Source organism: Ensifer sp. VA4, from assembly GCF_055710065.1.
Window position 1 is genome coordinate 223042 of the sequence record NZ_JBVQPO010000008.1, and the last position, 26543, is coordinate 249584.

At 63.3% G+C, this 26543-nt stretch carries 21 protein-coding genes and 1 tRNA gene; 9 read left to right on the forward strand and 13 right to left on the reverse strand.

All coding sequences use genetic code 11. The annotated features are described in order from the left end of the window. Positions 1–178 precede the first annotated feature (178 nt). Positions 179–1636, reverse strand: coding sequence for a glutamate synthase subunit beta (locus AC0C6X_RS16120; protein WP_247959793.1), 1458 nt, complete (start codon positions 1634–1636; stop codon positions 179–181). Between the two features lie 108 nt (positions 1637–1744). After that, complete coding sequence (gene gltB, locus AC0C6X_RS16125; protein ID WP_472953998.1) at positions 1745–6469, reverse strand: glutamate synthase large subunit; 4725 nt, start codon at positions 6467–6469, stop codon at positions 1745–1747. A gap of 554 nt (positions 6470–7023) precedes the next feature. Here gltB and AC0C6X_RS16130 point away from each other — a divergent pair. Next, on the forward strand, positions 7024–8070 hold the full coding sequence (locus AC0C6X_RS16130; protein ID WP_173520380.1) for a threonine aldolase family protein: 1047 nt from the start codon (positions 7024–7026) through the stop codon (positions 8068–8070). Between the two features lie 94 nt (positions 8071–8164). On the opposite strand, the gene AC0C6X_RS16135 is transcribed toward AC0C6X_RS16130, so the two are convergent. Beyond that, positions 8165–9022: a LysR substrate-binding domain-containing protein gene (locus AC0C6X_RS16135; RefSeq protein WP_173520379.1), complete on the reverse strand. Its 858-nt coding sequence runs from the start codon at positions 9020–9022 to the stop codon at positions 8165–8167. A 95-nt stretch (positions 9023–9117) separates the two neighbouring features. Between AC0C6X_RS16135 and AC0C6X_RS16140 the strand changes: the two genes are divergently transcribed. Then, on the forward strand, positions 9118–10107 hold the full coding sequence (locus AC0C6X_RS16140) for a bile acid:sodium symporter family protein (protein WP_173520378.1): 990 nt from the start codon (positions 9118–9120) through the stop codon (positions 10105–10107). Between the two features lie 205 nt (positions 10108–10312). Here the strand turns inward: AC0C6X_RS16140 and AC0C6X_RS16145 are convergent, their stop codons facing one another. Further along, on the reverse strand, positions 10313–10774 hold the full coding sequence (locus tag AC0C6X_RS16145) for an Hsp20 family protein (protein WP_173520377.1): 462 nt from the start codon (positions 10772–10774) through the stop codon (positions 10313–10315). Positions 10775–11163: 389 nt separating this feature from the next. Between AC0C6X_RS16145 and AC0C6X_RS16150 the strand changes: the two genes are divergently transcribed. Beyond that, complete coding sequence (locus AC0C6X_RS16150; protein ID WP_472954003.1) at positions 11164–12129, forward strand: alpha/beta fold hydrolase; 966 nt, start codon at positions 11164–11166, stop codon at positions 12127–12129. A gap of 67 nt (positions 12130–12196) precedes the next feature. On the opposite strand, the gene hisN is transcribed toward AC0C6X_RS16150, so the two are convergent. Together hisN and AC0C6X_RS16160 are read right to left on the reverse strand one after the other, a co-directional pair. After that, complete coding sequence (gene hisN, locus AC0C6X_RS16155) at positions 12197–12970, reverse strand: histidinol-phosphatase (protein WP_472954005.1); 774 nt, start codon at positions 12968–12970, stop codon at positions 12197–12199. A 386-nt stretch (positions 12971–13356) separates the two neighbouring features. Next, positions 13357–14238 (reverse strand): N-formylglutamate amidohydrolase, encoded by an 882-nt coding sequence (locus tag AC0C6X_RS16160; protein ID WP_472954007.1) that lies wholly within the window; start codon positions 14236–14238, stop codon positions 13357–13359. A gap of 199 nt (positions 14239–14437) precedes the next feature. Between AC0C6X_RS16160 and cpdR1 the strand changes: the two genes are divergently transcribed. From cpdR1 to AC0C6X_RS16175, 3 genes are all read left to right on the forward strand, one after another. Beyond that, positions 14438–14803: a response regulator CpdR1 gene (cpdR1, locus tag AC0C6X_RS16165; RefSeq protein WP_173520373.1), complete on the forward strand. Its 366-nt coding sequence runs from the start codon at positions 14438–14440 to the stop codon at positions 14801–14803. A 262-nt stretch (positions 14804–15065) separates the two neighbouring features. Beyond that, positions 15066–15140 (forward strand) — tRNA-Val (locus AC0C6X_RS16170). A 269-nt stretch (positions 15141–15409) separates the two neighbouring features. Then, positions 15410–16108 carry an alpha/beta hydrolase gene (locus AC0C6X_RS16175; protein ID WP_246304730.1) on the forward strand — a complete coding sequence of 233 codons (699 nt, stop codon included), beginning with the start codon at positions 15410–15412 and terminating at the stop codon, positions 16106–16108. 115 nt (positions 16109–16223) lie between these two features. On the opposite strand, the gene AC0C6X_RS16180 is transcribed toward AC0C6X_RS16175, so the two are convergent. The 6 genes from AC0C6X_RS16180 to AC0C6X_RS16205 all read right to left on the reverse strand — a co-directional run bounded on the left by AC0C6X_RS16180 (position 16224) and on the right by AC0C6X_RS16205 (position 22589). After that, positions 16224–16904 (reverse strand): peroxiredoxin-like family protein, encoded by a 681-nt coding sequence (locus AC0C6X_RS16180; RefSeq protein WP_173520371.1) that lies wholly within the window; start codon positions 16902–16904, stop codon positions 16224–16226. Positions 16905–17027: 123 nt separating this feature from the next. Next, a complete protein-coding gene (locus AC0C6X_RS16185) occupies positions 17028–20309 on the reverse strand; it encodes an adenylate/guanylate cyclase domain-containing protein (protein ID WP_247959798.1) in 3282 nt (1093 codons plus the stop codon). A 252-nt stretch (positions 20310–20561) separates the two neighbouring features. Beyond that, positions 20562–20822 (reverse strand): hypothetical protein, encoded by a 261-nt coding sequence (locus AC0C6X_RS16190; RefSeq protein ID WP_173520369.1) that lies wholly within the window; start codon positions 20820–20822, stop codon positions 20562–20564. A gap of 33 nt (positions 20823–20855) precedes the next feature. Beyond that, positions 20856–21050: a hypothetical protein gene (locus AC0C6X_RS16195; RefSeq protein ID WP_173520368.1), complete on the reverse strand. Its 195-nt coding sequence runs from the start codon at positions 21048–21050 to the stop codon at positions 20856–20858. A gap of 81 nt (positions 21051–21131) precedes the next feature. Then, on the reverse strand, positions 21132–22082 hold the full coding sequence (gene dapA, locus AC0C6X_RS16200; protein ID WP_472954011.1) for a 4-hydroxy-tetrahydrodipicolinate synthase: 951 nt from the start codon (positions 22080–22082) through the stop codon (positions 21132–21134). A gap of 12 nt (positions 22083–22094) precedes the next feature. Further along, on the reverse strand, positions 22095–22589 hold the full coding sequence (locus tag AC0C6X_RS16205) for a hypothetical protein (RefSeq protein ID WP_472954014.1): 495 nt from the start codon (positions 22587–22589) through the stop codon (positions 22095–22097). A 301-nt stretch (positions 22590–22890) separates the two neighbouring features. On the opposite strand from AC0C6X_RS16205, the gene ilvD reads away from it, so the two are divergent. Both ilvD and AC0C6X_RS16215 read left to right on the forward strand, forming a co-directional pair. Then, positions 22891–24729 (forward strand): dihydroxy-acid dehydratase, encoded by a 1839-nt coding sequence (ilvD, locus tag AC0C6X_RS16210; protein ID WP_173520365.1) that lies wholly within the window; start codon positions 22891–22893, stop codon positions 24727–24729. Positions 24730–24889: 160 nt separating this feature from the next. After that, the gene (locus AC0C6X_RS16215) at positions 24890–25318 is read left to right on the forward strand and encodes a lipocalin-like domain-containing protein (RefSeq protein WP_247959802.1); all 429 of its coding nucleotides are present in this window, start codon (positions 24890–24892) and stop codon (positions 25316–25318) included. Between the two features lie 21 nt (positions 25319–25339). Here AC0C6X_RS16215 and AC0C6X_RS16220 read toward each other — a convergent pair whose 3' ends face one another. Further along, the gene (locus AC0C6X_RS16220) at positions 25340–25744 is read right to left on the reverse strand and encodes a GFA family protein (RefSeq protein ID WP_173520363.1); all 405 of its coding nucleotides are present in this window, start codon (positions 25742–25744) and stop codon (positions 25340–25342) included. A 327-nt stretch (positions 25745–26071) separates the two neighbouring features. On the opposite strand from AC0C6X_RS16220, the gene AC0C6X_RS16225 reads away from it, so the two are divergent. Further along, positions 26072–26536, forward strand: coding sequence for a MarR family winged helix-turn-helix transcriptional regulator (locus AC0C6X_RS16225; RefSeq protein ID WP_173520362.1), 465 nt, complete (start codon positions 26072–26074; stop codon positions 26534–26536). Positions 26537–26543 lie beyond the last annotated feature (7 nt).

Sequence of the window (26543 nt, forward strand, 5' to 3'; positions counted from 1 at the left end):
ACATGTCGCGCAAAAGTGCGCGGCAGTTTTGCGATAACTACATGCGAATAATCAGAGACTTAAAGCGCAAGCAGCGAATTTGAAAGATCGCGGCGTGCTCCGGAAACGGTGCTGTTCAATCGCCAACAAAAAGCCCTGTCGCGCGGACAGGGCTTTTCATGCTTGGGAGTAAAGAGCGTCAGCGCGGCAGGGTCGTGGACCCCATCAGCGCCTCGTCGATCGCGCGTGCCGCCTGGCGGCCTTCGCGAATCGCCCAGACGACGAGCGACTGGCCACGACGCACGTCGCCGGCGGTCCAGAGGTTCTCGACCGAGGTCTTGTAGTCGCGCTCGTTGGCGACGACATTGGTCGAGCCGCGGCGGTCGGTGTTGAGCGTCAGCTTGTCGCCGAGATCCTTCAGCACGCTGTTGGCGAAGGGACCGCGGAAGCCGATGGCGATGAAGGCGAGATCGGCCTTGATGATGAACTCCGTGCCGGCGATCGGCTTGCGGCGATCATCCACCTGGCAGCACTTCACGCCGGTGAGATTGCCGTCCTCGTCGCCGATGAATTCGAGCGTCGCCACCTGGAACTCGCGGATGGCGCCTTCGGCCTGGCTGGAGGAGGTGCGCATCTTCGTCGCCCAGAACGGCCATACGGCGAGCTTGTCTTCCTTTTCCGGCGGCTGCGGACGGATGTCGAGTTGGGTCACCTTGACCGCGCCCTGACGGAAGGCCGTGCCGACGCAGTCCGATGCCGTATCGCCGCCGCCGACGACGACGACGTGCTTGCCGCCGGCAAGGATCGGTTGGGACGGCCAGCCGACGCTGTCGATGTTTTCGCGGCCGACGCGGCGGTTCTGCTGCACGAGATAGGGCATCGCGTCATGCACGCCGGCGAATTCGACACCGGGGATGCCCGCATCACGCGGCGTCTCCGAACCGCCGCAGTAGAGCACGGCATCGTAGTCGTCGAGCAGACGCTGCATCGGCAGGTCGACGCCGACATTGATGCCGCAGTGGAAGGTGACGCCTTCGCCCTTCATCTGTTCGACGCGGCGATCGATGAAGTTCTTCTCCATCTTGAAGTCCGGGATGCCGTAGCGCAGCAGGCCGCCTGGCTTCGTTTCACGCTCATAGACGTGGACCTCATGGCCGGCGCGGGCAAGCTGCTGGCCTGCCGCCATGCCGGCCGGGCCGGAGCCAATGATCGCAACCCTCTTGCCGGTCTTGATGACGGCCGGCTGCGGTACGATGTAGCCCATCTCGTAGGCCTTGTCGGCGATCGCCTGTTCGATGGTCTTGATCGCCACCGGCATGTCTTCGAGGTTCAGCGTGCAGGCCTCCTCGCACGGCGCCGGGCAGACGCGGCCGGTGAATTCCGGGAAATTGTTCGTCGAATGCAGGTTGCGGATCGCCTCGTCCCAGTTGCCGTTGTAGACGAGGTCGTTCCAGTCCGGGATCTGATTGTGCACCGGGCAGCCGGTCGGCCCGTGGCAATAGGGAATGCCACAGTCCATGCAGCGAGCGGCCTGCTTCTGCACTTCCGGCTCTGACATCGGAATGGTGAATTCGCGGAAATGGCGGATGCGGTCAGATGCCGGCTGGTACTTTGCCACTTGCCGGTCGATCTCGAGAAATCCAGTTACCTTACCCATCGTACTATCCTGAAAGCTTTGCGTCTGAACAGGCGCTTTTCCCAAGCGCGCGTGAGGGGCCCCCGAACCAGTCTGTGATGAATCGGGAGCCTTGGTCACCGGGGCCTCCTATTCGGCCGCCTCTGCCATTTTCATCCGTTCCATATCCTCGAGCGCACGGCGGTATTCGACCGGCATGACCTTGCGGAATTTCGGCCGGTAATCCGTCCAGCGATCGAGGATCTCCTTCGCCCGGGGCGAACCCGTGTGGTGAAGGTGGTTGGAGATCAGCTGATAGAGCCGCTCCTCGTCGTGGCGCGTCATGTCGCCGGAGACGTCGACCATGCCCTTGTGCATGATGTCGCCGCCGTGGTGATGCAGCTTCTCGAGCATGTCGTCCTCTTCCGGAACCGGCTGCAGCTCGACCATCGCCATGTTGCAGCGACGGGCGAAATCGCCTTCCTCGTCGAGCACGTAGGCAACGCCGCCCGACATGCCGGCCGCGAAGTTGCGGCCCGTGCCGCCGAGCACGACGACGACGCCGCCGGTCATGTATTCGCAGCCATGGTCGCCCACGCCTTCGACGACTGCGACCGCGCCGGAGTTGCGCACGGCGAAGCGCTCGCCGGCGACGCCGTTGAAGTAGCACTCGCCCGAGATCGCGCCGTAGAGCACGGTATTGCCGACGATGATCGATTCCTGCGCGACGATCTTCGCGTTTTCCGGCGGCCGGACGATGATGCGCCCGCCCGAAAGCCCCTTGCCGACATAGTCGTTGCCGTCACCCACCAGATCGAAGGTGATGCCGCGCGCGAGGAACGCGCCGAAGGATTGACCGGCCGTGCCCCTGAGGGTGACATGGATGGTGTCGTCCTTCAGGCCCTTGTGGCCCCAGCGCTTGGCAAGCGCGCCCGAGAGCATGGCGCCGGCCGAACGGTCGACGTTCTTGATCTCGGTGTCGATCTTGACCGGCGCCTTGGTTTCCAGCGCGACCTTGGCCTCCTCGATCAGCTTGCGGTCGAGAATGTCGTCGATCGGATGCTTTTGACGCGTGGTCCAGTAGGTCTCTTCCTTCTTGGCTTCCACCTTGTGGAAGATCTTCGAGAAGTCGAGGCCGTTGGCCTTCCAATGGGCAATCGCACCGTCCTTTTCCAGCAGCTCGGATGCGCCAATGATCTCGTCGAGCTTCCTGACGCCGAGCGAGGCGAGGATCTCGCGCACTTCTTCCGCAACGAAGAAGAAGTAGTTGATCACATGCTCGGCCGTGCCCTTGAAGCGCTTGCGCAGCACCGGATCCTGCGTCGCAACGCCGACGGGACAGGTGTTGAGATGGCACTTGCGCATCATGATGCAGCCGGCGGCGATCAGCGGCGCGGTGGCGAAGCCGAACTCGTCGGCACCGAGCAGCGCACCGATGATGACGTCGCGGCCGGTCTTGAGACCGCCATCGACCTGCAGCGCGACGCGCGAGCGCAGGCCGTTCAGCACCAGCGTCTGCTGGGTTTCGGCCAGGCCGATTTCCCACGGGCTGCCCGCATGTTTCAGCGAGGTGAGCGGCGAAGCGCCAGTACCGCCGTCGAAACCGGCAACGGTGATGTGGTCGGCACGCGCCTTGGCAACGCCGGCGGCAACCGTGCCGACGCCGACTTCCGAGACGAGCTTGACCGAAACGTCCGCTTCCGGATTGACGTTCTTCAGGTCGTAGATCAGCTGCGCCAGATCTTCGATCGAATAGATGTCATGGTGCGGCGGCGGCGAGATGAGGCCGACGCCAGGCGTCGAGTGGCGGGTCTTGGCAACCGTCGCGTCGACCTTGTGGCCGGGCAACTGGCCGCCTTCGCCGGGCTTGGCGCCCTGCGCCACCTTGATCTGCAGCATGTCGGCATTGACCAGGTACTCGGTGGTCACGCCGAAGCGGCCGGAGGCGATCTGCTTGATCGCCGAACGCTCGGGGTTCATCGAACCATCCGGCAGCGGCAGGTAGCGGTCGCTTTCCTCACCGCCTTCGCCGGTGTTCGACTTGCCGCCGATCCGGTTCATGGCGATCGCCAGCGTCGTATGCGCCTCGCGGCTGATCGAGCCGAAGGACATGGCCCCGGTCGAGAAGCGCTTGACGATGTCGGCGGCCGGCTCGACCTCGTCGACCGAGATCGGCTTGCGGCCGACAGCCTCGGCGCTCTTCACCGTGAAGAGGCCGCGGATGGTGTTCATGCGCAGCGCCGAGTTGTTCACCATCGCGGCGAATTCGCGATAACGGTCCTGGGCGTTGCCGCGAACCGCATGCTGCAGCGAGGCGATCGCATCCGGCGTCCAGGCGTGGCTCTCGCCGCGCATGCGGAAAGCATATTCGCCGCCGATGTCGAGCGTGTTGGCCAGAACCGGATCGGCACCGAAGGCCGCCTTGTGACGGGCGACGGTCTCGGCGGCGATCTCTTCGAGGCCGATGCCCTCGATCGTCGTCGCGGTGCCGAAGAAGAACTGGTTGACGAACTTCGACGACAGGCCGACCGCGTCGAAGATCTGGGCGCCGCAATAGGACTGGTAGGTCGAGATGCCCATCTTGGACATGACCTTGAGGATGCCCTTTCCGACGGCCTTGATGTAGCGATAGACGACCTCGCTCGCATCGACCTCCTTCGGGAAGTCGCCGCGCTTGTGCATGTCGATCAGCGTGTCGAAGGCGAGATAGGGGTTGATCGCCTCGGCACCGTAGCCGGCGAGCAGGCAGAAATGGTGCACTTCGCGCGGCTCGCCGGACTCGAGCACGATGCCGACCGAAGTGCGCAGGCCCTTGCGGATCAGGTGGTGGTGCACCGCGGCGGTCGCGAGCAGCGCGGGAATAGCCACGCGGTCCGGACCGACCTGACGGTCGGAGAGCACGATGATGTTGTAGCCGCCCTTCACCGCCGCTTCCGCGCGCTCGCAGAGCCGATCGAGCATTTCCGGCATGCCTTCGGCGCCGCGTGAAATGTCATAGGTGAAGTCGAGCGTCTTGGTGTCGAAGCGGTCCTCCGTGTGACCGATCGAGCGGATCTTTTCGAGATCGCCATTGGTCAGGATCGGCTGGCGCACTTCGAGGCGCTTGGCATGCGCCATGCCCTCGTGGTCGAGGATGTTCGGACGCGGGCCGATGAAGGAGACGAGGCTCATCACCAACTCTTCGCGGATCGGGTCGATCGGCGGGTTGGTGACCTGCGCAAAGTTCTGCTTGAAATAGGTATAGAGCAGCTTGCGCTTGTCCGACATCGCCGAGATCGGCGTATCGGTGCCCATCGAGCCGATCGCTTCCTGACCGGTCGTCGCCATCGGCGACATCAGGATCTTGGTGTCTTCGAGCGTGTAGCCGAAGGCCTGCTGGCGGTCGATCAGCGACACGTCGCGGCGCAGCGCGCGCGGTTCCACCGGCTTCAGCTCTTCGAGAATGAGCTGGGTGTCTTCGAGCCACTTGCTGTAGGGGTGCTTCTGGGCGAGCGAGGACTTCACCTCCTCGTCGGAGATGATGCGGCCCTGCTCCATGTCGATCAGCAGCATCTTGCCGGGCTGCAGACGCCACTTCTTGACGATCTTGTCTTCATCGACCGGCAGCACGCCGGCTTCCGAAGCGAGGATGACGCGGTCGTCGGAGGTGACGATATAGCGGGCCGGGCGCAGACCGTTGCGGTCGAGCGTCGCGCCGATCTGGCGGCCATCGGTGAAGGCGACGGCGGCCGGGCCGTCCCATGGCTCCATCAGGGCTGCATGGTATTCGTAGAAGGCCTTGCGTTCCGGCGACATCAACTGGTTGCCGGCCCAGGCTTCCGGGATCAGCATCATCACTGCATGCGACAGTGAATAGCCGCCCTGCACCAGGAACTCGAGCGCGTTGTCGAAACAGGCCGTGTCCGACTGGCCCTCGTAGGAGATCGGCCAGAGCTTGGAGATGTCCTCGCCGAAGAGCGGCGACGAGACCGAGGCCTGGCGAGCCGCCATCCAGTTGACGTTGCCGCGCAGCGTGTTGATTTCGCCGTTGTGGGCGACCATGCGGTAGGGATGCGCGAGCTTCCACGACGGGAAGGTGTTGGTGGAGAAGCGCTGGTGCACGAGTGCCACCGCCGTCTCGAAGCGCGGGTCGGACAGGTCCTTGTAATAGGCGCCGACTTGGTAGGCGAGGAACATGCCCTTGTAGACGATCGTCGAGGACGACAGCGAGACAGGGTAGAAGTTGCTCTCCTCGCCCTTGTATTCGTCATAGATACGGTTGGAAATCACCTTGCGCAGCGTGAAGAGGCGACGCTCGAACTCGGGGTTCGTGGCGGCATCGCGGCCGGCACCGATGAAGACCTGGATGTGGCGCGGCTCGGTCGCGGCGATTTCCGGCGCCTTCGAGAGCGACGAATTGTCGACCGGCACGTCGCGGTAGCCGAGCAGCACTTGGCCTTCCTCGGCGACAACGTCCTTGATCACCCGCTTGAAATGTTCGACCAGCGCATCGTCCTGCGGCATGAAGATATGGCCGACGGCATATTCGCCGGCCTTCGGCAGGGTGACGCCTTGCTTGGCCATTTCCTCGCGGAAGAAGCGGTCGGGAATCTGCACGAGAATGCCCGCGCCATCGCCCATCAGCGGGTCGGCGCCGACGGCACCACGGTGCGTCAGGTTTTCGAGCATGAAGAGGCCGTCTTGCACGATCTGGTGCGACTTCTGGCCCTTCATATGCGCGACGAAGCCGACGCCGCAGGCGTCATGCTCGTTGCGCGGATCGTAGAGACCCTGTTTTCGCGGCAGGCCAGTCGGGAATACGGGCGTTTTTTCAGCCGTCGCAACGCTGTGTGCGAGGTTGAGCCCAGATTGCTGTGATGGCGAATGATCCGTCATCGGTTTCCCTCCTGTTAAACCCGGCACCGCCGGGCATGGCACCGCCCGCACATAGCTCTTCGTTGCGCGCAAAGGCACGCCAAGAAGCCGGGGCACTCATCGTCTCATGATCCTGATCAGGTCGCAAATAAGCACGACATCATCAGGCACTGATGTCTGCGACCATCCTGACGGCAGGCGATAACAACCGGATGAAATCCGGCAAATCCCCCTGCTTCGCACGCCGGCTGCCGTTTTTTTAGGCACTCTCGGCGATTGTTCCGGTCCCTAGACCGAAATAGGACAGCAAACCTGTCCTATTTCATGTGCTCTATGCCAGAAACTACCCCCCTCCGCAAGGGGCATATCAGCAAATAATAGAGAAGATTTTGCCGAACATTGCCGGAAATTTCCGGCTTTTATAATTAAATTACGGCTTTCAAGCCTTTTCTTCCTTTTGGTTTCAAACTGGTCTCCTGTTGGCCTCTCGACCGCTGACCGTGATTGATCCGGCAGAGAACTCGGCTAAGGTCGGCAAAATCCGTCGAAAAGACTGTAATACGGGGTGGAAAGTGATGATTTTTTCGTCTGACAACTGGGCTGGCGCCCATCCAGTGATTGCCGAAAGCCTGACGGCGCATGCCGGCGGCTATGCGTCCGCCTATGGCACCAGCGATCTCGACCGGAAGGTGGAAAAGAAGTTCGCCGAGATCTTCGAAAGGGATGTCGCGGTCTTTTTCGTCGGCACCGGAACCGCCGCCAATTCGCTGGCGCTTGCGACCGCCAACCGCGCAGGCGGCATCACCTTCTGCCATCGTGAGGCGCACGTCATCGCCGACGAATGCGGCGCACCGGAATTCTTCTCGCACGGCGCCAGGCTGAAGCCCGTCGATGGACCATGGGGCAAGATGGAGGCGGTGCGGCTCGAAACCGAGATCCGGCGCTATCCGCTGGACAACGTTCATGGCGGCCAGCCGGCCGCGGTGACGCTGACCCAGGCGACGGAAAGCGGCACGGTCTATTCGCTCGCCGAGATCGAGGCGCTCACCGCCGTTGCCAAGGCGCATAAGTTGCCGGTGCATATGGATGGCGCCCGCTTCGCCAATGCACTTGTCAGCCTCGGCACGACGCCCGCCGAAATGACCTGGAAGCGCGGTGTCGATCTCGTCTCCTTCGGCGGCACCAAGAACGGCTGCTGGTGCGCCGAAGCGTTGGTGCTGTTCGATCTCTCCAAGGCGCACGAGATGCATTTCCTGCGCAAGCGCTCGGCTCAACTCTTCTCCAAGTCGCGCTTCGTCTCGGCCCAGTTCGACGCCTACTTTGCCGGCGATCTCTGGCTGAACCTCGCACGCCATGCCAATGCGATGGCCGCCCGCCTTGCCGAGGGCATTGCCGCCTCGAAGACGAGCCGGCTCGCCTGGCAGGCGGACGCCAATGAGGTCTTCCCCATCCTGCGGAAGGATGTGGCAGCGAAGCTTAGACAGCAGGGCGCCGTCTTCTATGACTGGCCCGTGCCGCACGACCTCGACGGCAGCCTCGCGGAGAATGAAGGCCTCTATCGTCTCGTCACCAGCTTCGCGACGAAGGCCGAGGACGTCCAGCGCTTCGTTGCCGCCTGCTGAGGGAGTTCAGGCAAACGGCAACGCTTTTCCGTCGGCAGTTGCGTTCTCGCAAGAAACTGGATCATCCCGCCGCCTGGGCGGGATGGTCTCCGCCTCAAGCCTGCCCCTGCAACGTCCGCACATTGGAGAGGATCTCCGCCGAAAGTGCTGCACTCAGCTTGCGGTCGGCGCCTTTGCTCGGCACCAGCACGAATTCAACGTCTTCGAGCGGCGGCAGGATACCGGCCGGTATCTCCTTCAGTCCCGGCGGCACCATGCTGCGCGGCTGCACGAGCACGCCCATGCCGGCGCGCGCGGCTGCCGTCAGCCCGCTGAGACTGCCGCAAGTGCAGACGATGCGCCACGGCAGGCGGTGCCGGTCGAGCACCTCGAGAGCGACGCTGCGGGTGATGCTCGGCGGCGGAAAGGCGATCAGCGGCAGGACCTTGTCACGCCTGATCCTTTCGGGATCGCGCGCCAGCCAGACGAGCGGTTCACGGTAGACGAGCTCGCCTCTGACATCGCCAAGCCTTCGTTTGGCAAGCACGAGATCGATCTCGCCATTATCCTGCATCTGATAGAGCACGCCGCTCAAGGCGACGGTCAGTTCGAGATCGACCGACGGGTGCGCCCGCACGAAATCTTCCAGCACCGCCGGCAACCGGCTCATGACGAAGTCCTCGGAAACGCCGAGACGCAGGCGCCCGCGCAGGCTGCTTTCGGCAAAGAGCGCCCGCACCTCGCCGTCGATCGCCAGCATCGACCGGGCATGGGCAAGCAGCGCCAGCCCATCCGCCGTCAGGGCCACCCGGTGCGTATCGCGGGCAACCAGGGTCCGCCCGAGCGAGGCCTCAAGCCTCTGAATGTGCTGGCTGACGGTCGATTGTCCGAGCGACAGTTTTTCCGCCGCCAGCGTGAAGCTGCCCATCTGCTCGAGGGCGACGAAGCTGCGCAACTGCACGAGATCCAGCATAACGCATCCCAAATCGCGATAACTGTTATTCCTTGCATCCTGCTTCATAATGAGCGATCCCGGCAAGACGTTTGATGACGAGCAAGTGACCTAATATGCGCCGCTACCTTCCCGATACCTTCACCATCCTGCTTCTGGCGACGGTGCTTTTGGCATCCGTCCTGCCGATCCATGGTGATGCCGCCGTCTGGTTCGGCATGGCGACGAAGGTGGCCGTCGGTATGGTCTTCTTCCTGCATGGCGCGCGGTTGTCGCGCGAGGTGGTGATCGCCGGCATCCTGCACTGGCGGCTGCACCTGACGATCCTTGCTTCAACCTTCGCGCTCTTCCCCCTGATCGGTCTTGCGATCGGCTTCGTCCCGAACTCGGTCCTGCCGTCGACGCTCTATACCGGCATCCTGTTCCTCTGCGTGCTGCCCTCGACGGTGCAATCGTCGATCGCCTTCACCGCGATGGCCGGCGGCAACGTGCCAGCGGCGATCTGCTCGGCTTCCGCTTCCAATATCTTCGGCATGTTCCTGACGCCGCTGCTCGTCGGGCTGCTTTTTTCCGCCGGCGGGCATGGCGGCGTGACGCTCGATGCGCTGGAGCAGATCCTGCTGCAATTGCTTGCACCCTTCATCGCCGGGCAATTGCTGCAACCCTGGATCGGCGGCTGGATCCGGGCGCGCAAGGGCCTGCTGGCCCCCGTCGATCGCGGTTCGATCCTGATGGTCGTCTATCTCGCCTTCAGCCAGGCAGTGACGTCCGGCCTCTGGCAGACCTACTCGCTGACCGATCTCGGCATCTTGGTCGCCATCGAGATCCTCATGCTGGCGCTCGTCCTCGCCATCACCATGTTCGGCAGCCGCCTGCTTGGCTTCGACAAGGCGGACGAGATCGCCATCACCTTCTGCGGCTCGAAGAAAAGCCTCGCAAGCGGCGTCCCCATGGCGAGCGCCATCTTCGCCGGGCAGAACATCGGCGCAATCGTGTTGCCTGTCATGCTGTTCCACCAGATCCAGCTAATGGCCTGCGCTGTCATCGCACAGCGCTACGCCGCCAAGAAGCAGGCGTCGGCAATGCCCGCACCGGCCAGATCCTAGAGCGCCCCGGCTTCAGGTGACATCACTGGAGCGGAAAGATACTCCAGAAACAAAGGGCTAGGGCGACTTAGTGCGTTCATCTGAACGCACGGCGCTCTGCCAGCAAAGTGGCGCGATTTCCGTCCGGAATCCGCATGATTGCCAAGAGCCAATAAAAAAGCGGCGCCCCTGGGGACGCCGCCTGTCTTGGGAGATGTCTTCGCGGTTAAAGGCTCTGAGCCTCGATCTGCTTCGGCTGCGAGCCGACGGACGAAATCTCGATCCGGCGGGGCTTGGCTGCTTCCGGGATCTCACGGGTGAGGTCGATGTGCAGCAAGCCGTTCTTCAGCGAAGCGGACTTGATCTCCACGTGATCGGCGAGCTGGAAGCGGCGCTCGAAGGCGCGCTTGGCAATGCCGCGATGGAGAAACTGGCTTTCTTCGCCCTTTTCCTCGGCCTTTTCGCCCTTGACCGTCAGCGTATGCTCACGGGCCTCGATCGAAAGCTCGCTCTCGTCAAAGCCGGCAACGGCCATGGTGATGCGGTAGGCGTTTTCGCCAGTGCGTTCGATGTTGTAGGGCGGATAGGTCTGAGCCTGATCCGGCTGGCCGAGGCTGTCGAGCATCGTGAACAGGCGATCGAAGCCGACGGTGGAACGGTAGAGGGGAGAGAAATCGAAGTGACGCATTGTGTCCTCCTTGGAGCAACGGTTTGCGATGTCTGGTCGGCCACCCCATTTTGGCAGCGGCAGGACCGGTGAACGGACCCGTCTTCGGCGCCCGTGACCCTGATTTGGGGAGGCGAAATCGCGACTTCAAGACGTGAGCGCTCACGATTTTCCCGTGAACCGGACATGAATGGTTGCTTTGGCTTCCGTTCAGCCGCGGGAGGCTAGAAGGAAACCCTGGGCGGCAACTCCCAGGCTGAAGTGATACGTCCCTTCCCCTTCAGCGGCCGGAAACGGTGATCGTCCGGATTTCACCCACCGTTTCCGGCCTTTTTTCTTTGACGGCGAAGACCCTGCCGCCTATCCCTTGATGATATCGATCAACCGCTCTTCTTGGCCGCTATGACGTCATGAGTTCGATCCTGCACTCGACACCGGACAATCCGATCCCGGAAAATTACGTGGCGGGCTTCTTCGATGGCGTCGGCGGCCGCAAGATCCGCTACGCGATCTTCAAAACGAAGCAGCCGGTCGCGCGCGGCACGGTCGTCCTGCTGCAGGGGCGCAACGAATCGATCGAGAAATATTTCGAGACGATCGCCGAACTCATGGCCGCCGGCCTCTGGGTCGCGACCTTCGACTGGCGCGGCCAGGCCGGCTCCGAGCGGCTCTTGCCGAACCCCGGACGCGGTTACGTCGAGCACTTCTCCGACTATGAGCGCGACCTCAGCACCTTCCTGGAACAGATCGTGCTGCCGGACACGCGCCTGCCCTTCTCGATCGTCGCCCACTCCATGGGTGCGCTCGTTGCCCTCTCGCTGGCACCGATGCTGGCAAGCCGGATCGATCGGCTGGTGGTGCTGGCGCCCTTCGTCGGTCTCGGCGGCCAGGCGCTCGGCGAGCGCAGCATCGCCACGGTTGCGACCCTTATGCGCTGCATCGGCCTCGGCACGCTGCCGGTGCATCCGGACAAGGGCAACCGCCCGTTCGAGAACAACGTGCTGACGGCGGACCGGCGCCGCTACCTGCGCAACATCGCGCTGACCGACACACATCCGGAACTGCGGCTTGGCCCGCCGACGGCGCGCTGGCTGAGCGAGGCCTTCCGTGCCATGCGCCGGGTCAACCGCCGCGAGCATCTGACCCAGATCACCCTGCCGACGATCATCCTTGCGCCGACTGCGGACCGTCTGGTGCCGCATCTCGCCGTTGAGTGGCTGGCGCGCAATTTCCGCGCCGCCCACATGATCCCGATCGATGGCGCCCGCCATGAACTGCTGCATGAAGCGGATCGTTATCGCGCCCAGGCGATGGCCGCGATCCTCGCCTTCGTCATCCCCGAAGAGGGCGACGAACGAGAAAATACCGCCGCCTGATACAGGCTTTCGCTATTCGTTTGATTTACGGGACTCTTCCGCACCGGCGCGAAAGTGCGTGGCGGCTTCAGCCTTTCAGGATTTCCAGCGCCTGCGCATGCAGTTCGGCACTGCCGGCAGCGATGACTTCGCCGCCCATTTCCGCCGGTCCGCCCTGCCAGTTGGTGATGATGCCGCCGGCCTGCTCGATCAGCGGGATGAGGCCGCCGACGTCATAGGGCTTCAGCCCGCATTCGATCACCAGGTCGACATGACCGGCGGCGAGAAGCGCGAAGGCGTAGCAGTCGCAGCCATAGCGGAAGAGCCGGACCTTGCTCTGCAGCGCCTCGTAGCGGGTCTTGAAATCGCCGGTATAGAGATGCGGCGACGTCGTGAAGAGCACCGCGTCCGAAAGCGATTTGCAGGCGCGCGTCGAAAGCACCTGCTCACCACCGGGCCCGCGGTAAACGGTCTCTCGGCCATCGGCGAAATAGCGCTCACCGGTAAACGGCTGGTCCATCAGGCCCATGACCGCCTCGCCATTGCGGTAGAGGCCGATCAGCGTGCCCCAGACCGGCAGGCCCGAAATGAAGGCGCGGGTACCGTCGATCGGGTCGATGACCCAGACATGTTCCCGGTCAAGCCCGACATTGCCATGCTCTTCGCCGAGGATGCCATGTTCTGGGAAATGCCTTTCGATCAGCGCACGGATCGCCGCTTCCGCCGACTGGTCCGCCTCCGTTACCGGATCGAAGCCGCCTTCGAGCTTGTTGGCCACGCTGGTGCCGATCCGGAATCGCGGCAGGGTCTCTGCCTTGGCAGCTTCGGCAAGGCGGTCGAAGAAGGCGCGGTCAGGCAGCATGGCTCTCTCTCAGGGAAGCATGGAGGAAGGTACGTCCTGCATAGCCGAAATTCACCGAAAGGCAAACGACCTGAACACGGCAAGCTGCTCGCTGTCGCTGGTGTCAAGGCTGCGACGAAGCCGCGAGCCCTTGGGCGCCGCAAGATCTCACTTCGCCCCGATCGCCGTTTTGGCGATTTCAATCGGTTGAGATGGTGCTTCGACTGAAAAACTTTTGATGCACCGCAAAAGTTTTCAGCGAAAAAACTTGACATTTGTGCAGTGCAAAATTAAGGTTTGGGTACAGTCACCTGTGACTGTAAATACCCTCCTTGGGTGTTTCCTCCCTAGACTTGACCGCGCCGATGGCGCGGTTTTTTTTGAAGCGCCCCGACAGAAATTCGATGTCATTCCGCTGCGAGCGGGAGGTAGGCGCCGTAGTCTTCGACATGGCGGGAAAGCGACGCGACGAAGGTCGTGAGATCCGCGACCAGCGCGCCGAAGCCGGGCTTGCGCACCAGCGTCGTCTCATCGACATAGAGCGCCCTATTGATCTCGATCTGCAGCGCATGCAGCCCGCGCGTCGGGCGGCCATAATGCTCGGTGATGAAGCCGCCGGCATAGGGCTTGTTGCGCACGACGCTGTAGCCGAGTTGCTGCAAGAGATCGACCGCGGCGCGCGAGAGTTCGCCCGCGGCACTCGTCCCATAGCGGTCGCCGATGATGAAATCGGGACGCTGGGCGCTGCCGGGCAGATGCATGTTCCCGGGCATCGAATGACAGTCGATCAGCACCGACAGGCCGAACTGGACGTGGGTGCGCGCGATCAGCTTGCGCAAGGTGGCATGGTAGGGCTTGTAGATCGTCTCGATCCGCGCCAGCGCATCCGCCACCGGGAACCGTCCGCGATAGATTTCCATGTTCTCGGCGACGAGCCGCGGTATCGTGCCGAGGCCGCCGGCGACGCGCATCGAACTGATGTTGGCATGGGGCGGCAACGGACCGTCGAACATGCGCGGGTCGAGCTCGTAGGGCTCGCGGTTGACGTCGAGGAAGGCGCGCGGGAAATGCGCCAGCAGCATCGGCGCTCCGAGAAAAGTCGCGTTCTGGAACAGCTCGTCGACATAATGGTCTTCGGACCGGCGAATTGAAACGGCGTCGAGCCGCGATTGATCGAGAAAGCTCTGGGGATAGGAACGGCCGCTATGCGGTGAATTGAACACAAAGGGAATGCGCTGGATTGGAGGTTCCAGGACCTCGAACAATTCCCTCTCCGCAATTTCCCCCATCTGAACCCTTTTTTACCATATGCGGTTCGTACAATTGTCATCATGTTGCCAGTTGGTCCGCTCTGTGTCCATAGTGACCAATCACAGCCCCCGGGGAATTGACGTCCCGCGTTCACGAGATATTTACCGCGTTGCGGTTTGGATAAACCGCCGCAATCTACGCGCAATGAACTGAAAAAAGAGAAGCACGGCCGAATTCATGACTGCGAAAATCCTTCTTGCCGAAGACGACAACGATATGCGCCGGTTCCTGGTGAAGGCGCTCGAAAAGGCCGGCTACAAGGTCATGTCCTACGACAACGGCGCCAGCGCCTATGACCGGCTTCGTGAGGAGCCCTTCTCACTTCTCCTCACCGACATCGTCATGCCCGAGATGGACGGCATCGAGCTGGCGCGCCGCGCGACAGAACTCGATCCGGACCTCAAGGTCATGTTCATCACCGGATTTGCCGCTGTCGCGCTCAACCCGGACTCCAGGGCGCCAAAGGATGCTAAGGTGCTTTCGAAGCCCTTCCACCTCCGCGACCTCGTCGACGAGGTCAACAAGATGCTGGCCGCCGCCTGAGCCACGACGGTTTTCCACAGCCTCTGCCGCTCGCGGCACGCAGTAGGAAGATTTCCGATCGACCGCCGCGATCCACAAGGGATCTGCGGCGGTCTTTTCGTTTCAAGGCCTTAGCGGGAATCCCGGAAATTCGGGCACTCGCTGGCTCGCCGCGACCGACCCTCGGACGGAAAAAACAGGCCTTCGAAATTTCTGTCAAAAAACCTTCGAAAACCCTATTGACGCGGCAACGGGTTTTGTGGTCTATGCGCCGACATCGGATGGGCGTGTAGCTCAGCGGGAGAGCACTACGTTGACATCGTAGGGGTCACAAGTTCGATCCTTGTCACGCCCACCATTCGAATTCCAAGGGCCTTTCGAGAAATCGAGAGGCCCTTTTCGTTTGCCCGTGACTCGCCGGCTGGCGACGTCTCCACTCGTTCCGATTCTCTACGAAGTTTAATGTCGTCCATCATGGAATGGCCGGGCTCCACGCCCTAGTTTGCATTCGCAATCTGATCGTATCCGCAGTCCATCGCATCCGTAGACCAACGGGCGGCAGCGCAACTCGCGCCCTGATGCGCGACGGCGACGTCGCCGGCCACATCTTCTCAGAATGAGAAAGGAATGGACAATGCCTGCCGTCAAAAACATCCTGCTCGTACACGGCGCCTGGGGCGATGCATCCCATTGGCGTCATGTGATCCCGCCGCTCCACGCCAAGGGCTACAGGATCGTCGCAGTGCAGAACCCGCTGACCTCGCTTGCCGACGACGTCGAGCGCACGCGCAAGCTGGCGGAGGCGCTCAAGGGCCCGACCCTGCCGTCGGCCACTCCTATGGCGGCGCGGTGATCAGCGGCGCTGGCCACGCATCCAATGTCGTCGGCCTCGTCTATATCGCGGCCTTCGCACCCGATGAAGGCGACAGCCTCGGCAGCATCTTTGCACGGCGCGACCCGCCCTCCGGTGCCGCCAGCATCCGACCCGACAAGGACGGGTTTCTCTGGCTGGCGCAGGACACCTTCCGCCAGAGCTTCGGCCAGGATTTGAACGAGACCGATGCACTGGTCATGGCGGTGGCGCAGAAGCCGATTGCCGGGCGTTGCTTCGAAGACAAGGCCGGGCCGCCGGCCTGGAAGACGAAGCCGAGCTGGTATCAGGTATCGCGCCACGACAACATGATCCCGCCGGAAACCGAACAGTGGATGGCCGAACGCATCAAGGCGAAGAAGATCATCACGCTCGACGCCAGCCACGCTTCGCTTGCATCGCATCCAAAGGAGATCGTCGCGCTGATCGACGAGGCGATCGCGTCGCTCGGCTAAAGCCTGAGGTGCAAAAGTGACGAAAAACCCCGTCGATCGCCGCATCGACGGGGTTCGTTCCAAGGCCGCCGCCGACGCCAACCGACGTCGACGCCAGCCATCCGAGGTCGGCGCCTCAATGCACCATGGCGGAGGCGACGGACATCAATTCGTCACGACGGGGAACGCCGAACAGGTTCTTGCCGCCATCCGGCACTTCCGTGAAGCTCCAGCGCACGACGCCGTCGCGATCGAGCAGGAATTCGCCGACGAGCTGCCCGGCCCCCGTCGCCATCATGCGTTCGTCCGCTTCCGTGACCTCATAGCCATCAGCCTTGTCGAGGAAGACCATCGCCGCCATCGGGTCCATCGGCTCCGGCATTTCGCCCGGCAGCTTCACCTTCATCGCCATCAACGTCGATTGCGCGATCTTGCGCGGCCACTCGTCCTCATCCGCCGTGAATTCGAGGTTGGGCAGCCCGAAGGCCCGATGCGAGACCCGCTCGGGATCGGAAGCGGCCAGCAGGTTCGGCACGGGATGATAGCGGAAATAGAGGCGGGCCCGCTCGATCGGCGTGTTGACCACCGTCAGGCTCTCGATGCCCCTCTCCCGCAAGGCGCCGTCGAGTTGCGCCATGGCAGCGATCTGCCGTCTGCAGAACGGACAATGCAGGCCGCGGAACAGGCCGACCAGGACCGGCTTGCGGCCACGAAAATCATCAAGTGCGATCTGACCTTCCTGCGTGATTGCGTCGAGCACCACATTCGGCGCCCGGTCACCCGGCTGCAACGGCCGTCCACTCATCGGCTCAACCATGTCTCGTCTCCTCATCCCGGCCGGAACGCTCCCGGTACGCCTGTGGCAGGGCGGGCGCTTTCTCTCCGGCAAGCCATGCGCGGCAACGCAAAGGCGGACGCTGCGCCCCACGCAACGGAAATGTCAGTCAAGAAACGGCAGAATCATCAACGCCTCAGGATCGAGACCATGTTGCGCACATATGTCTCGCGCCAAGGCGAAGTACCTTTCCGCTGCATCGAGATCGCCGGCGTCTAGGCAGAGCGTCGCCAAGCCATCATAACACGGAAACAGGAGCTGCGCCTCTTGCGTTTCTCCGCAAAGATCGAGCGCTTCCTGATAAAGGCTGCGGGCGACATCCGGCCGGCCATGACACTGATGGATCTGGCCGAGCACCAGCAGCGACACCGGCAGATGGTCGCGCTGGTCGAGTTCCCGGTCGATCGCGATCGCGCGCTCGGCTGCCGGCATTCCATCCGGCGCACAGCGGTCGGTGAAGGTGCAATAGGCGACCGCAAGGTTGGCGAGCAGACGCGCCTGGAAACCAAGGTCGCCGATGCGCCTGGCCATGTCGAAACCACAGCGGCATACCTCGATTGCACGTTTCGGATCGGTGATCGCGTAAAGCACCGCCAAATTGGTGTAGCCGCGACAGGCGGCATTCAACAGGTTCGCGCCTTCCGCCACCGCGACACTTCGCTCGACGATACCGATCGCTTCGGCGCTGCGGCCAAGGCGGGCCAGCGTCACGCCCTTGGTGTTCAGCGCTTCGGCCTTGACCCGCATCGCCTCCCGCTCGGTCTCCGGGTTGTCCGGGGTATAGGCCGCAATGCGATCCAGAGCGTCGTCCGCCGCCTTGAGGGCGCCGGCATAGTCGCCCATGCGGAAGGCGAGGTGGCCGCATTCCTGTGAAAGATGCGCACCTTCAATCGGCGCGTTCGCGCCTTCGAGCAGTTCGGCGGCTGCGGCGAAGGAAGCCAACGCCTCGTCACGCCGCCCGGCTTCCCACAGATGATGACCGAATTTGCGCCGGATCCGTGCCGATGCAACCCGGTCGCCCGTGGCGCCGTAAATCTCAAGAAGCGCGCCATAGTGCTGAACCGCCGCCTCGCGCTTCCCGGTCGGCCCCAGGAGATCGGCGACGCGTTCGCGTGCGGCCAGCCATTCAGGCCCCTCCTCGCCGGTGGCCGCCAGCGCCGCCATGGCCTGTTCGTAGAGCCGGATGGCATCGTCATTGGCGTAGAGCGCCCGCGCCCGGTCTCCGGCCGCGATCAGGTAACGAGCGCCCTTGGCCTTGTGTTCGGAGAGGCCGAAATGGTGGCCGAGCAGCGCCATTTCCTCGAGCCGTTCGGTATCCTCGCCGAACCGGCGCTCCAGCACTTTGCCGATCAACGCGTGCTCGTCCGTGCGCCGGCTGAGCAGCAGGTTGTTGTAGACCACCTCCTGCAACAGCGTCTGGGTAAACCGATAGGTCTGCGTGCCCATAAACCCGCCGCCGTTGCTGGTCTCTTCGATGATCTCCGCGTCGCAAAGCAGATCGAGAACCGCGTCCACCGGCGTGGGCCCCGAAACCGTTTGCAGCAGATCCGCATCGAAACGCGGCCCGATCACCGCAGCATGATGCAGCAATCGGCGGGCGTCCGGCGGCAGCCGATCGACGCGGCCGAGCAGCATCGCCTCGATGGTTACCGGAATCTCGGCCGCCACCTCGCGCTCCACCACCCGCCAGGCCGAGCCGACCTGCTGCATGGCGGAAACATCGATCAGGCCACGCACGATTTCCTCGATGAACAGAGGATTGCCGCCGGCCCGCGCCAATATGCGGCCGGCGAGCGCGTGATGCAGCCCGTCCCCGCCGAAGAAGGCCGCAAGCAGCCGTCGCCCGTCGGCTTCTGAAAGTGGCGCGAGGCGCAGCGCGGTCAAGCTTGTACGGCCCGGCTTCAGCCGATCGGCATCGGCGTCGGGCCGCTGGGTGGTCAACAGCATCAACGGGCTGGCTTCCATCCGGTCGAGGACGAAGGACACGGCCTCGAGCGAGGCAGCGTCGGCCCAATGCAAGTCCTCGATGACGAGCAGCAAGGGCGTTCGTGACAGGCGCCGTTCAAATATCGCCCTCACCGCCGCAAAAAGCTGCCGGCGCATCTGTTCCGGCTCCACATGGCGCAACAGCTCATCCTGGGAACTCATGCCCAGAATCCGCAGGAACAGCGGCACCAGCTGTTCGAGCTTATCCTGCGCAAAGCCGATCTCGGCCAGTCCGGCGGCAAGCAGCTCTGTCGTCCGCTGCAGGCTGTCACTCATCGAGATCCCATAGGCACCGCGCAACACCGCCGCGAGAACGCCATAGGACGGTTCTCCGAGCGAGGAACTGACGGCGCGGCGAACGACGACGTTCGAAAAGCGCGGATCGGCGGCCACCCGTTCGAGAAATTCGTTGACCAGCCGCGACTTTCCGAGCCCAGCCTCTCCCGTCAGCCGCACGAGTTGCGCCGCCCCGCCGCAGGCGAGCTCAAGGCAATCAGCGAGGCGCTTCATCTCCGTCTCGCGCCCGATCAGCGGCGCGCCGAGCCCCAGCGCCTCGAGACCACGTGCCCGGCGCGGCGCCTCCAGCGACTGCGTCAGCCTGTAGACCTCGACGCTGCCCGCCTTGCCGCGCAGCGTCATCGCGCCAAGCGCCTCGTAGACAAAGGCGTGGCAGGTCAACCGATAGGTCACCGGTCCGACGAGGATCTCCCCGGGGCCCGCCAGCGACTGCAGCCGCTGCGCCGTATTGACTGCGTCGCCGGTCACCGAATAGCCCTTGCCCTCCCCGGCGCCCAAATGCCCCGCCACGACCGTTCCGGTGTTCAGCCCGATATGGAGGTCCAGTGGCTCGCCGATCCGCCGCTGCCAGCGCTCGCCGACCCGCCTTGCCCGGCCAGCCATGTCGAGCGCGGCACGAAGCGCCCTCTCGGGGTCGTCCTCGTGCGCCACCGGCGCGCCGAAGAGGGCAAGCAGCGCGTCGCCGATGAATTTATCTACGAAGCCGCCGTAAGCCTCGACCGCTTCGGTCAGTTCTTCGAAGAGTTCGTTCTGGAATGCCCTGAGGACTTCCGGGTCCACCTGTTCGCTGAGACCGGTAAAGCCACAGAGGTCGGCGAAGAGAATGGTGGCGGTGCGGCGGTCGGCGCCCGCCTCCTCCGGCAAAAGCGGTGCGAGCGCCTCTCTGCCGGATCGCCCCGGAGGCGTCTGCACCGCCGCCGGTCGCGAAACCGTCGGCTTTACCGGGGCCGGGGCTGCAAGCCTGGTGCCGCAGGTGGGGCAAAACGAGAAGTGTGGCGGACAGAGTGCGCCGCAACCGGGGCACGGGCTATGCTGCTTGGCACCGCAATTCGGGCAAAACGCAAACCCGTCTTGAATCTCACAACCGCACTCGTGGCAGTTCATCGAGGGCGAACCTTCGGACGAGCCCCGGATCGCACGGCAAGCGCTGTGCCAACCGGGGCATGGTGGCTTCAAAAGAATGAACCTGCGCCAACTGCTTTGCAAGCAACAGCAAAAATCTCGGTGGAAGACCGCCGATGCCGCCTCGTCCAAGGCTCTGCCACGCCTCGTCTCCGACGGCAGTTTCCCGATCGGTCAGTTGGGGCTTACGGATGAGCGACGATGCATCATCGGCAATGTCAGTCTCGGGCGCGGTCAAGAATGGACGCGGCCCGCCTTTGGTGGGCGTGAAAACGTATCGAGATCGATGGCTGCACCTTCCGGCGCGCGGCATACCTCTTCCGGATGCCTGTCGCTGGCCTCGACCGCGAAGTGGATGGCCGCCGTCTCGCTGGTGAAGAGGCCGCCGACGACCCCTTTGCGATCGGAAACGACCCACCAGCCGTGCCGGTCACGGCCGACGACGAAACGTGCGCGTGCGCGAAGACCGCGCCGGATCTGCTGCGTACTGCCCATGATGGAATGATCCTCGTTGATGGGAAGGAAGACTTAACCGGCAATCCACGAAATGGCGGCCTGAATGCCATAGGCGAGGCCAAGGACGATACCGAGGCGGATGCCGATGCCGAGAAAGGCGTCGCGGACCGCGCCGTCGTTATCGCGGCGGTTCTCGATGTTTTCGTTGGCTTGGGCGCGTCGGCGCGATTCGGCCTGAGCGGCCAGATGCGGCAAGCGTGAAATCATCTGTCTCCTTTAGACGTAATTTCCGGCCGCCCGCTGATCCCCCATTGCGGGAGCGCCACAGACGGAAATCGTTCAGGGAACTCAGCTCGCGAGCGTGATGCGGACGCCACGGCGGACGCCACGGCCGATGTGAGTGGAGGACGGAAATTCGGTGAGCGGCTCGAGAGCCGCACGAATCTCCGCCGCCGTTTCAGGCGCAACCGGGGTCAGCGGCAACCGCACATCCGGGCGGAGCGCGCGCACCAGATGCAGCGCATATTTGATCGGTCCCGGATTGGTCTCGCGCTCCAGCGCCACCAGCAACGGCCTTAGCCGTTCATGGATGCCAAGCGCAGCGCCTGCGTTCCCGGTTTTGATCGCCTGATGCATCCCCACCACCAGCCGCGGAACGACATTGGACGCGACCGAAATGGTGCCGTGACCGCCACAGAGATTGAACGGCAGCGCCGTCTGGTCATGGCCGGAGAACGGGTGAAGGCGGCTCTTCAGCGCAGCAGGCAGGGACAGGATCCGCCCGATGTCGCCGGTTGCATCCTTGATGCCGATAATGCCCGGAAGCTCTGCCAGCCGTTCGAGCGTGCGCGGCATGAGATCGACGCCGGTGCGCGAAGGGACGTTATAGACGATGACGGGCAGGTCGACCGCCTTCGCGACTGCCTCGAAGTGGCGGTAGAGCCCCTCCTGCGACGGCTTGCTGTAATAGGGCGCAACGATGAGCGCCGCATCGGCGCCAAGCGCCTTGGCTTCCGCCGTCAGCGCGATCGTCGTCTCGGTGCTGTTGGTGCCGGTTCCGGCGATGACCGGCACCTTCCCCTCGGCGACCTCGACGCAGCGCTCGATCACCACGGCCCGCTCGGTGCGCGACAGCGTCGGCGCCTCGCCGGTGGTACCGCAAGCGACGAGGCCGGAGATGCCGTGGCGAATCTGCCATTCGACCAGCGACATCAGGCCGGCGGTATCGATCTTGCCGTCACGAAACGGCGTGATGAGCGCCGTGATCGCCCCTTCGAGGCGCAGCGAATGCATGCTCATGAATGTAATCCTTCAGGTGGGAAACTGGCCGCGCCCGGCGGCACCGGCGGCAAGCTGGTAGCAGCGGCAGGAACGCAGGAAGGCGCCAAGGATCGCAGTTGCCAGATCGGGATGCCGTGCCTTGAACGTGACCCGGCCGGCACCCGGTGGCTGATAGCGCAGCGTACAGGTCCAGAGCCCGAGTTCATGGCTGAGCCTGCGCAGGCAAAGTTTTGCCTCGGTCGTGGACGTCAGGTGGATGACCGCATCGACCAGGGCATCGGCCGCCATCAAATCGCGGAACCGGCGCGACGGCCACTCGTCGACGGCGAGACCGGGCAGTTCCCGGATTACTCGGACAGCTTCCCAGACGTGATGCTCACGCAGCCGGCGAACGGCCGTCAACCGCAGCAGCAGCCCCTCCAGTTCATCCGCATTCGCTTCGACAGTATCGGGCCGCTGACGCAAACCTGGCCCGGGCAGGAGGCTCCGAGCATGACGGCGCAGGCTGAAATCATGAAGAGACATGGAACTCATCCGCATTCGATGAGGAGAGCCTAGCTGCACCAGACGTCCAGATTCGATTCCGACTTCGGGCGCCTGGCATAAGATTTCCGTAAAGCTTCCCGATCGGCGCTGTCCAAGACATCCATGCGCGGCTAGATTGACCTTCGGAGGGACTAAAACCCCGTGAAACGCAGGCGCGCAGCGTCGAAATAATCTGACGCAAAAGATGACGTGCACGCAATTTTGCGCTAGGTAGCCCCTTCTGTGGCGATAAGGATCGCCATATTTCGAGCAATGCCCCCTGTCCGTGAAGGAACATGCCATGCCTGCCTATCGCTCACGTACCACCACCCACGGCCGTAACATGGCCGGTGCCCGCGGCCTCTGGCGCGCGACGGGCATGAAGGACAGCGATTTTGGCAAGCCGATTATTGCGGTGGTGAACTCGTTCACCCAGTTCGTGCCGGGCCACGTGCACCTCAAGGATCTCGGCCAGCTCGTCGCCCGCGAAATCGAGGCGGCCGGCGGCGTCGCCAAGGAATTCAATACGATCGCCGTCGACGACGGCATCGCCATGGGTCACGACGGCATGCTCTACTCGCTGCCGTCGCGCGAGATCATCGCCGACTCGGTCGAATACATGGTGAATGCCCACTGCGCCGACGCCATGGTCTGCATCTCGAACTGCGACAAGATCACGCCCGGCATGCTGATGGCGGCGCTCCGCCTCAACATCCCCGCGGTCTTCGTCTCCGGCGGCCCGATGGAAGCCGGCAAGGTCGTGCTGCATGGCAAGACGCATGCGCTCGATCTGGTCGATGCCATGGTCGCCGCGGCCGACGACAACGTCACCGACGAGGACGTCAAGGTCATCGAGCGCTCCGCCTGCCCGACCTGCGGCTCCTGCTCCGGCATGTTCACCGCCAATTCGATGAACTGTCTCACCGAAGCACTGGGCCTGTCGCTCCCCGGCAACGGCTCGACGCTGGCAACCCATGCCGACCGCAAGCGCCTCTTCGTCGAAGCCGGCCATCTGATCGTCGATATCGCCCGCCGCTACTACGAGCAGGAAGATGAAAACGTCCTGCCGCGCAGGATCGCCTCCAAGCAGGCGTTCGAAAACGCCATGGCGCTCGATATCGCCATGGGCGGCTCGACCAATACCGTGTTGCACATCCTCGCCGCCGCCTACGAAGGCGAGGTCGATTTCACCATGGACGATATCGACCGGCTCTCGCGCAAGGTTCCGTGCCTGTCGAAGGTCGCGCCCGCCAAGAGCGACGTGCACATGGAAGACGTGCACCGCGCTGGCGGCATCATGTCGATCCTCGGTGAGCTGGACAAGGGCGGGCTCATCAACCGTGATTGCCCGACGGTTCACAGCACCACGATCGGCGACGCCATCGACCGCTGGGACATCACCCGCACGACGAGCGAAACGGTGCGCAACTTCTTCCGCGCGGCTCCTGGCGGCATTCCGACCCAGGTCGCCTTCAGCCAGGAGGCGCGCTGGGACGAACTGGACACCGACCGCGAAAAGGGCGTCATCCGCTCCGTCGAACATCCCTTCTCCAAGGACGGCGGCCTCGCCGTCCTGAAGGGCAACATCGCGATCGACGGCTGCATCGTGAAGACCGCCGGGGTCGACGAGAGCATCCTGAAATTCTCCGGTCCGGCGCGCGTCTTCGAAAGCCAGGACGCATCGGTGAAGGCGATTCTCGGCAACGAGATCAAGGCCGGCGACGTCGTCGTCATCCGCTATGAAGGCCCGAAGGGCGGCCCGGGCATGCAGGAAATGCTCTATCCGACGAGCTACCTGAAATCGAAGGGCCTCGGCAAGGCTTGCGCCCTGATCACCGACGGCCGCTTCTCCGGCGGCACCTCCGGTCTTTCGATCGGCCACGTTTCGCCGGAAGCGGCCAACGGCGGCACGATCGGCCTGGTGCGCGAAGGCGACATGATCGACATCGACATCCCGAACCGTACCATCAGCCTGCGCGTCGACGAGGCGGAGCTTGCCAGCCGCCGCGCCGAACAGGATGCCAAGGGCTGGAAGCCGGCCGAACAGCGCAAGCGCAAGGTGACGACGGCGCTCAAGGCCTACGCCGCCTTTGCAACCTCCGCCGACCGCGGCGCGGTGCGCGACCTCGGCGAACGCTGAGCCGTAAGCAAGCTACGACGCCAAAAGGCTCCCGCGCTCCGGGAGCCTTTTTTCTTGGGCTGGTTTTGCGCTCGCCCGGCCGCGTTCAATACTGCGGCCTCCTTTGCCGGATGAAGTGTATCTGCTACTTTAGCCAACCCTAAGGTTAAGGGGGTGGATCATGGCAAGCACATCCGAACTGCTCGGCACGTGGAAGATGCTCTCCTGGAAGCGCGAGGTTGTCGCCACCGGCGAAACCAGCGACGCCATGGGCGCCGATCCGATCGGCTACCTCTCCTACAACCGGGATGGCCGCGTCAGCGCCGTCGTGGTGAAGCGCGACCGCCCGAAACTGAAGGGGCCCGTGCCGACGGACGACGAAAAGGCGGCGCTCTTCGATACGATGCTCGCCTATGCGGGAACCTACACGCTGGAAGACGGTCGGATCATCCACCACCTGGATGCGAGCTGGAATCCGGCATGGGGCATGTCCGATCTCATCCGCCCCTTTTTCGTGGAGGGCGACAAGCTGGTGATCTACGGCGCACCGGCCATCGACCCCAGGACCGGCGAGGAGGTCACATACCATCTCGAATTTCGCAGGCTTTGACCGACGACCGATTTCCAGGCGTCAGAGATGGCGCGTCTCAGCGGGCGCGTGGAACCAGTTGTTGTTGCGTCCGTCCATGTATTGCACCGGCGCCTCGGCGAGCACCGCCGGATCGAGGTCGTCGAGGCAGGCGACGTTGACCGAGTAGTAAGCACCACCGATTTCCTCGATATAGCCATGGCCGAAAGCGGCAACGCCGCAGGTCTTGCAGAAGCGGTGATGCACGCTATCGCTGCCGAACTGGTAATCGGCGATATTGGCCTCGTCGCATTGCAGGCGAAAATCGTCGGGCTTGACGACCGCGCCCCAGTAGCGCCGCTTCCAGCAGATCGAGCAGTTGCACTTGCCGGTGCCGGCATCGAGGTCGACATCGGCCTCATAGCGGATATTTCCACAGTGGCAGCTTCCCTTATAGGTCAGTTTCATCGCCGTTCCTCCTGCTTGCCGAACCCCGATGGGTCTGTTTAGCGCCTGTCCAGAATGACAGCATGCTGTCATGACGGGCCTGCTCAGTGCATTTGCCATATTGACAATATGTTGTCAATATCGAATGAGATCCGGATCCACCGATCAGCAATGGCCGAACCTCTGCAGACCGCAGATCTCAATCCACTGTAAACCGAAGCATGGCAAGTTCCCTCCATGTACGCTTGCCGCGCTCACCTCTCCTTTGCTGAGACGGCTTGTCGACATCAACGTAAACTGACAATATAATGTCATATTAGTGCATCCAGAAAGAGGTGACGTGTCAACATGAAGGACCCTGAACGGACGCCCGCCGGCGACGCCTTTGCCGAGTTTTCGATAACGGCGCTGCGGCTTGCCGGTCCGCTGACGCAAGCGGGTGACGCGCTTGCCAAACCTTCCGGACAGACGAGCGCGCGCTGGCAGGTGCTGGCCGCAGCAAACCATGCGCCCATGTCGGTCGCCGATGCGGCACGCGCACTCGGGCTCGCACGCCAGGGCGTGCAGCGCATCGCCGACCTGTTGGAAGCGGACGGCCTGATTACCTACAGGGACAATCCGACCCACCAGAGGGCAAAGCTCATGGTCCTGACGGCGGCCGGCGAAACGGCACTGCACGAGATCAAGGAGCGGCAGGCAGCCTGGGCAGACAGGCTCGGCGCCGAGTTGGGCGAAAGACGCCTGCGACAGGCCTCGGCCCTGATGGCGGAGATCATCGAAGTCCTCAGGGAACGATCCTCAGCCGCAGATTAGCCCCTCA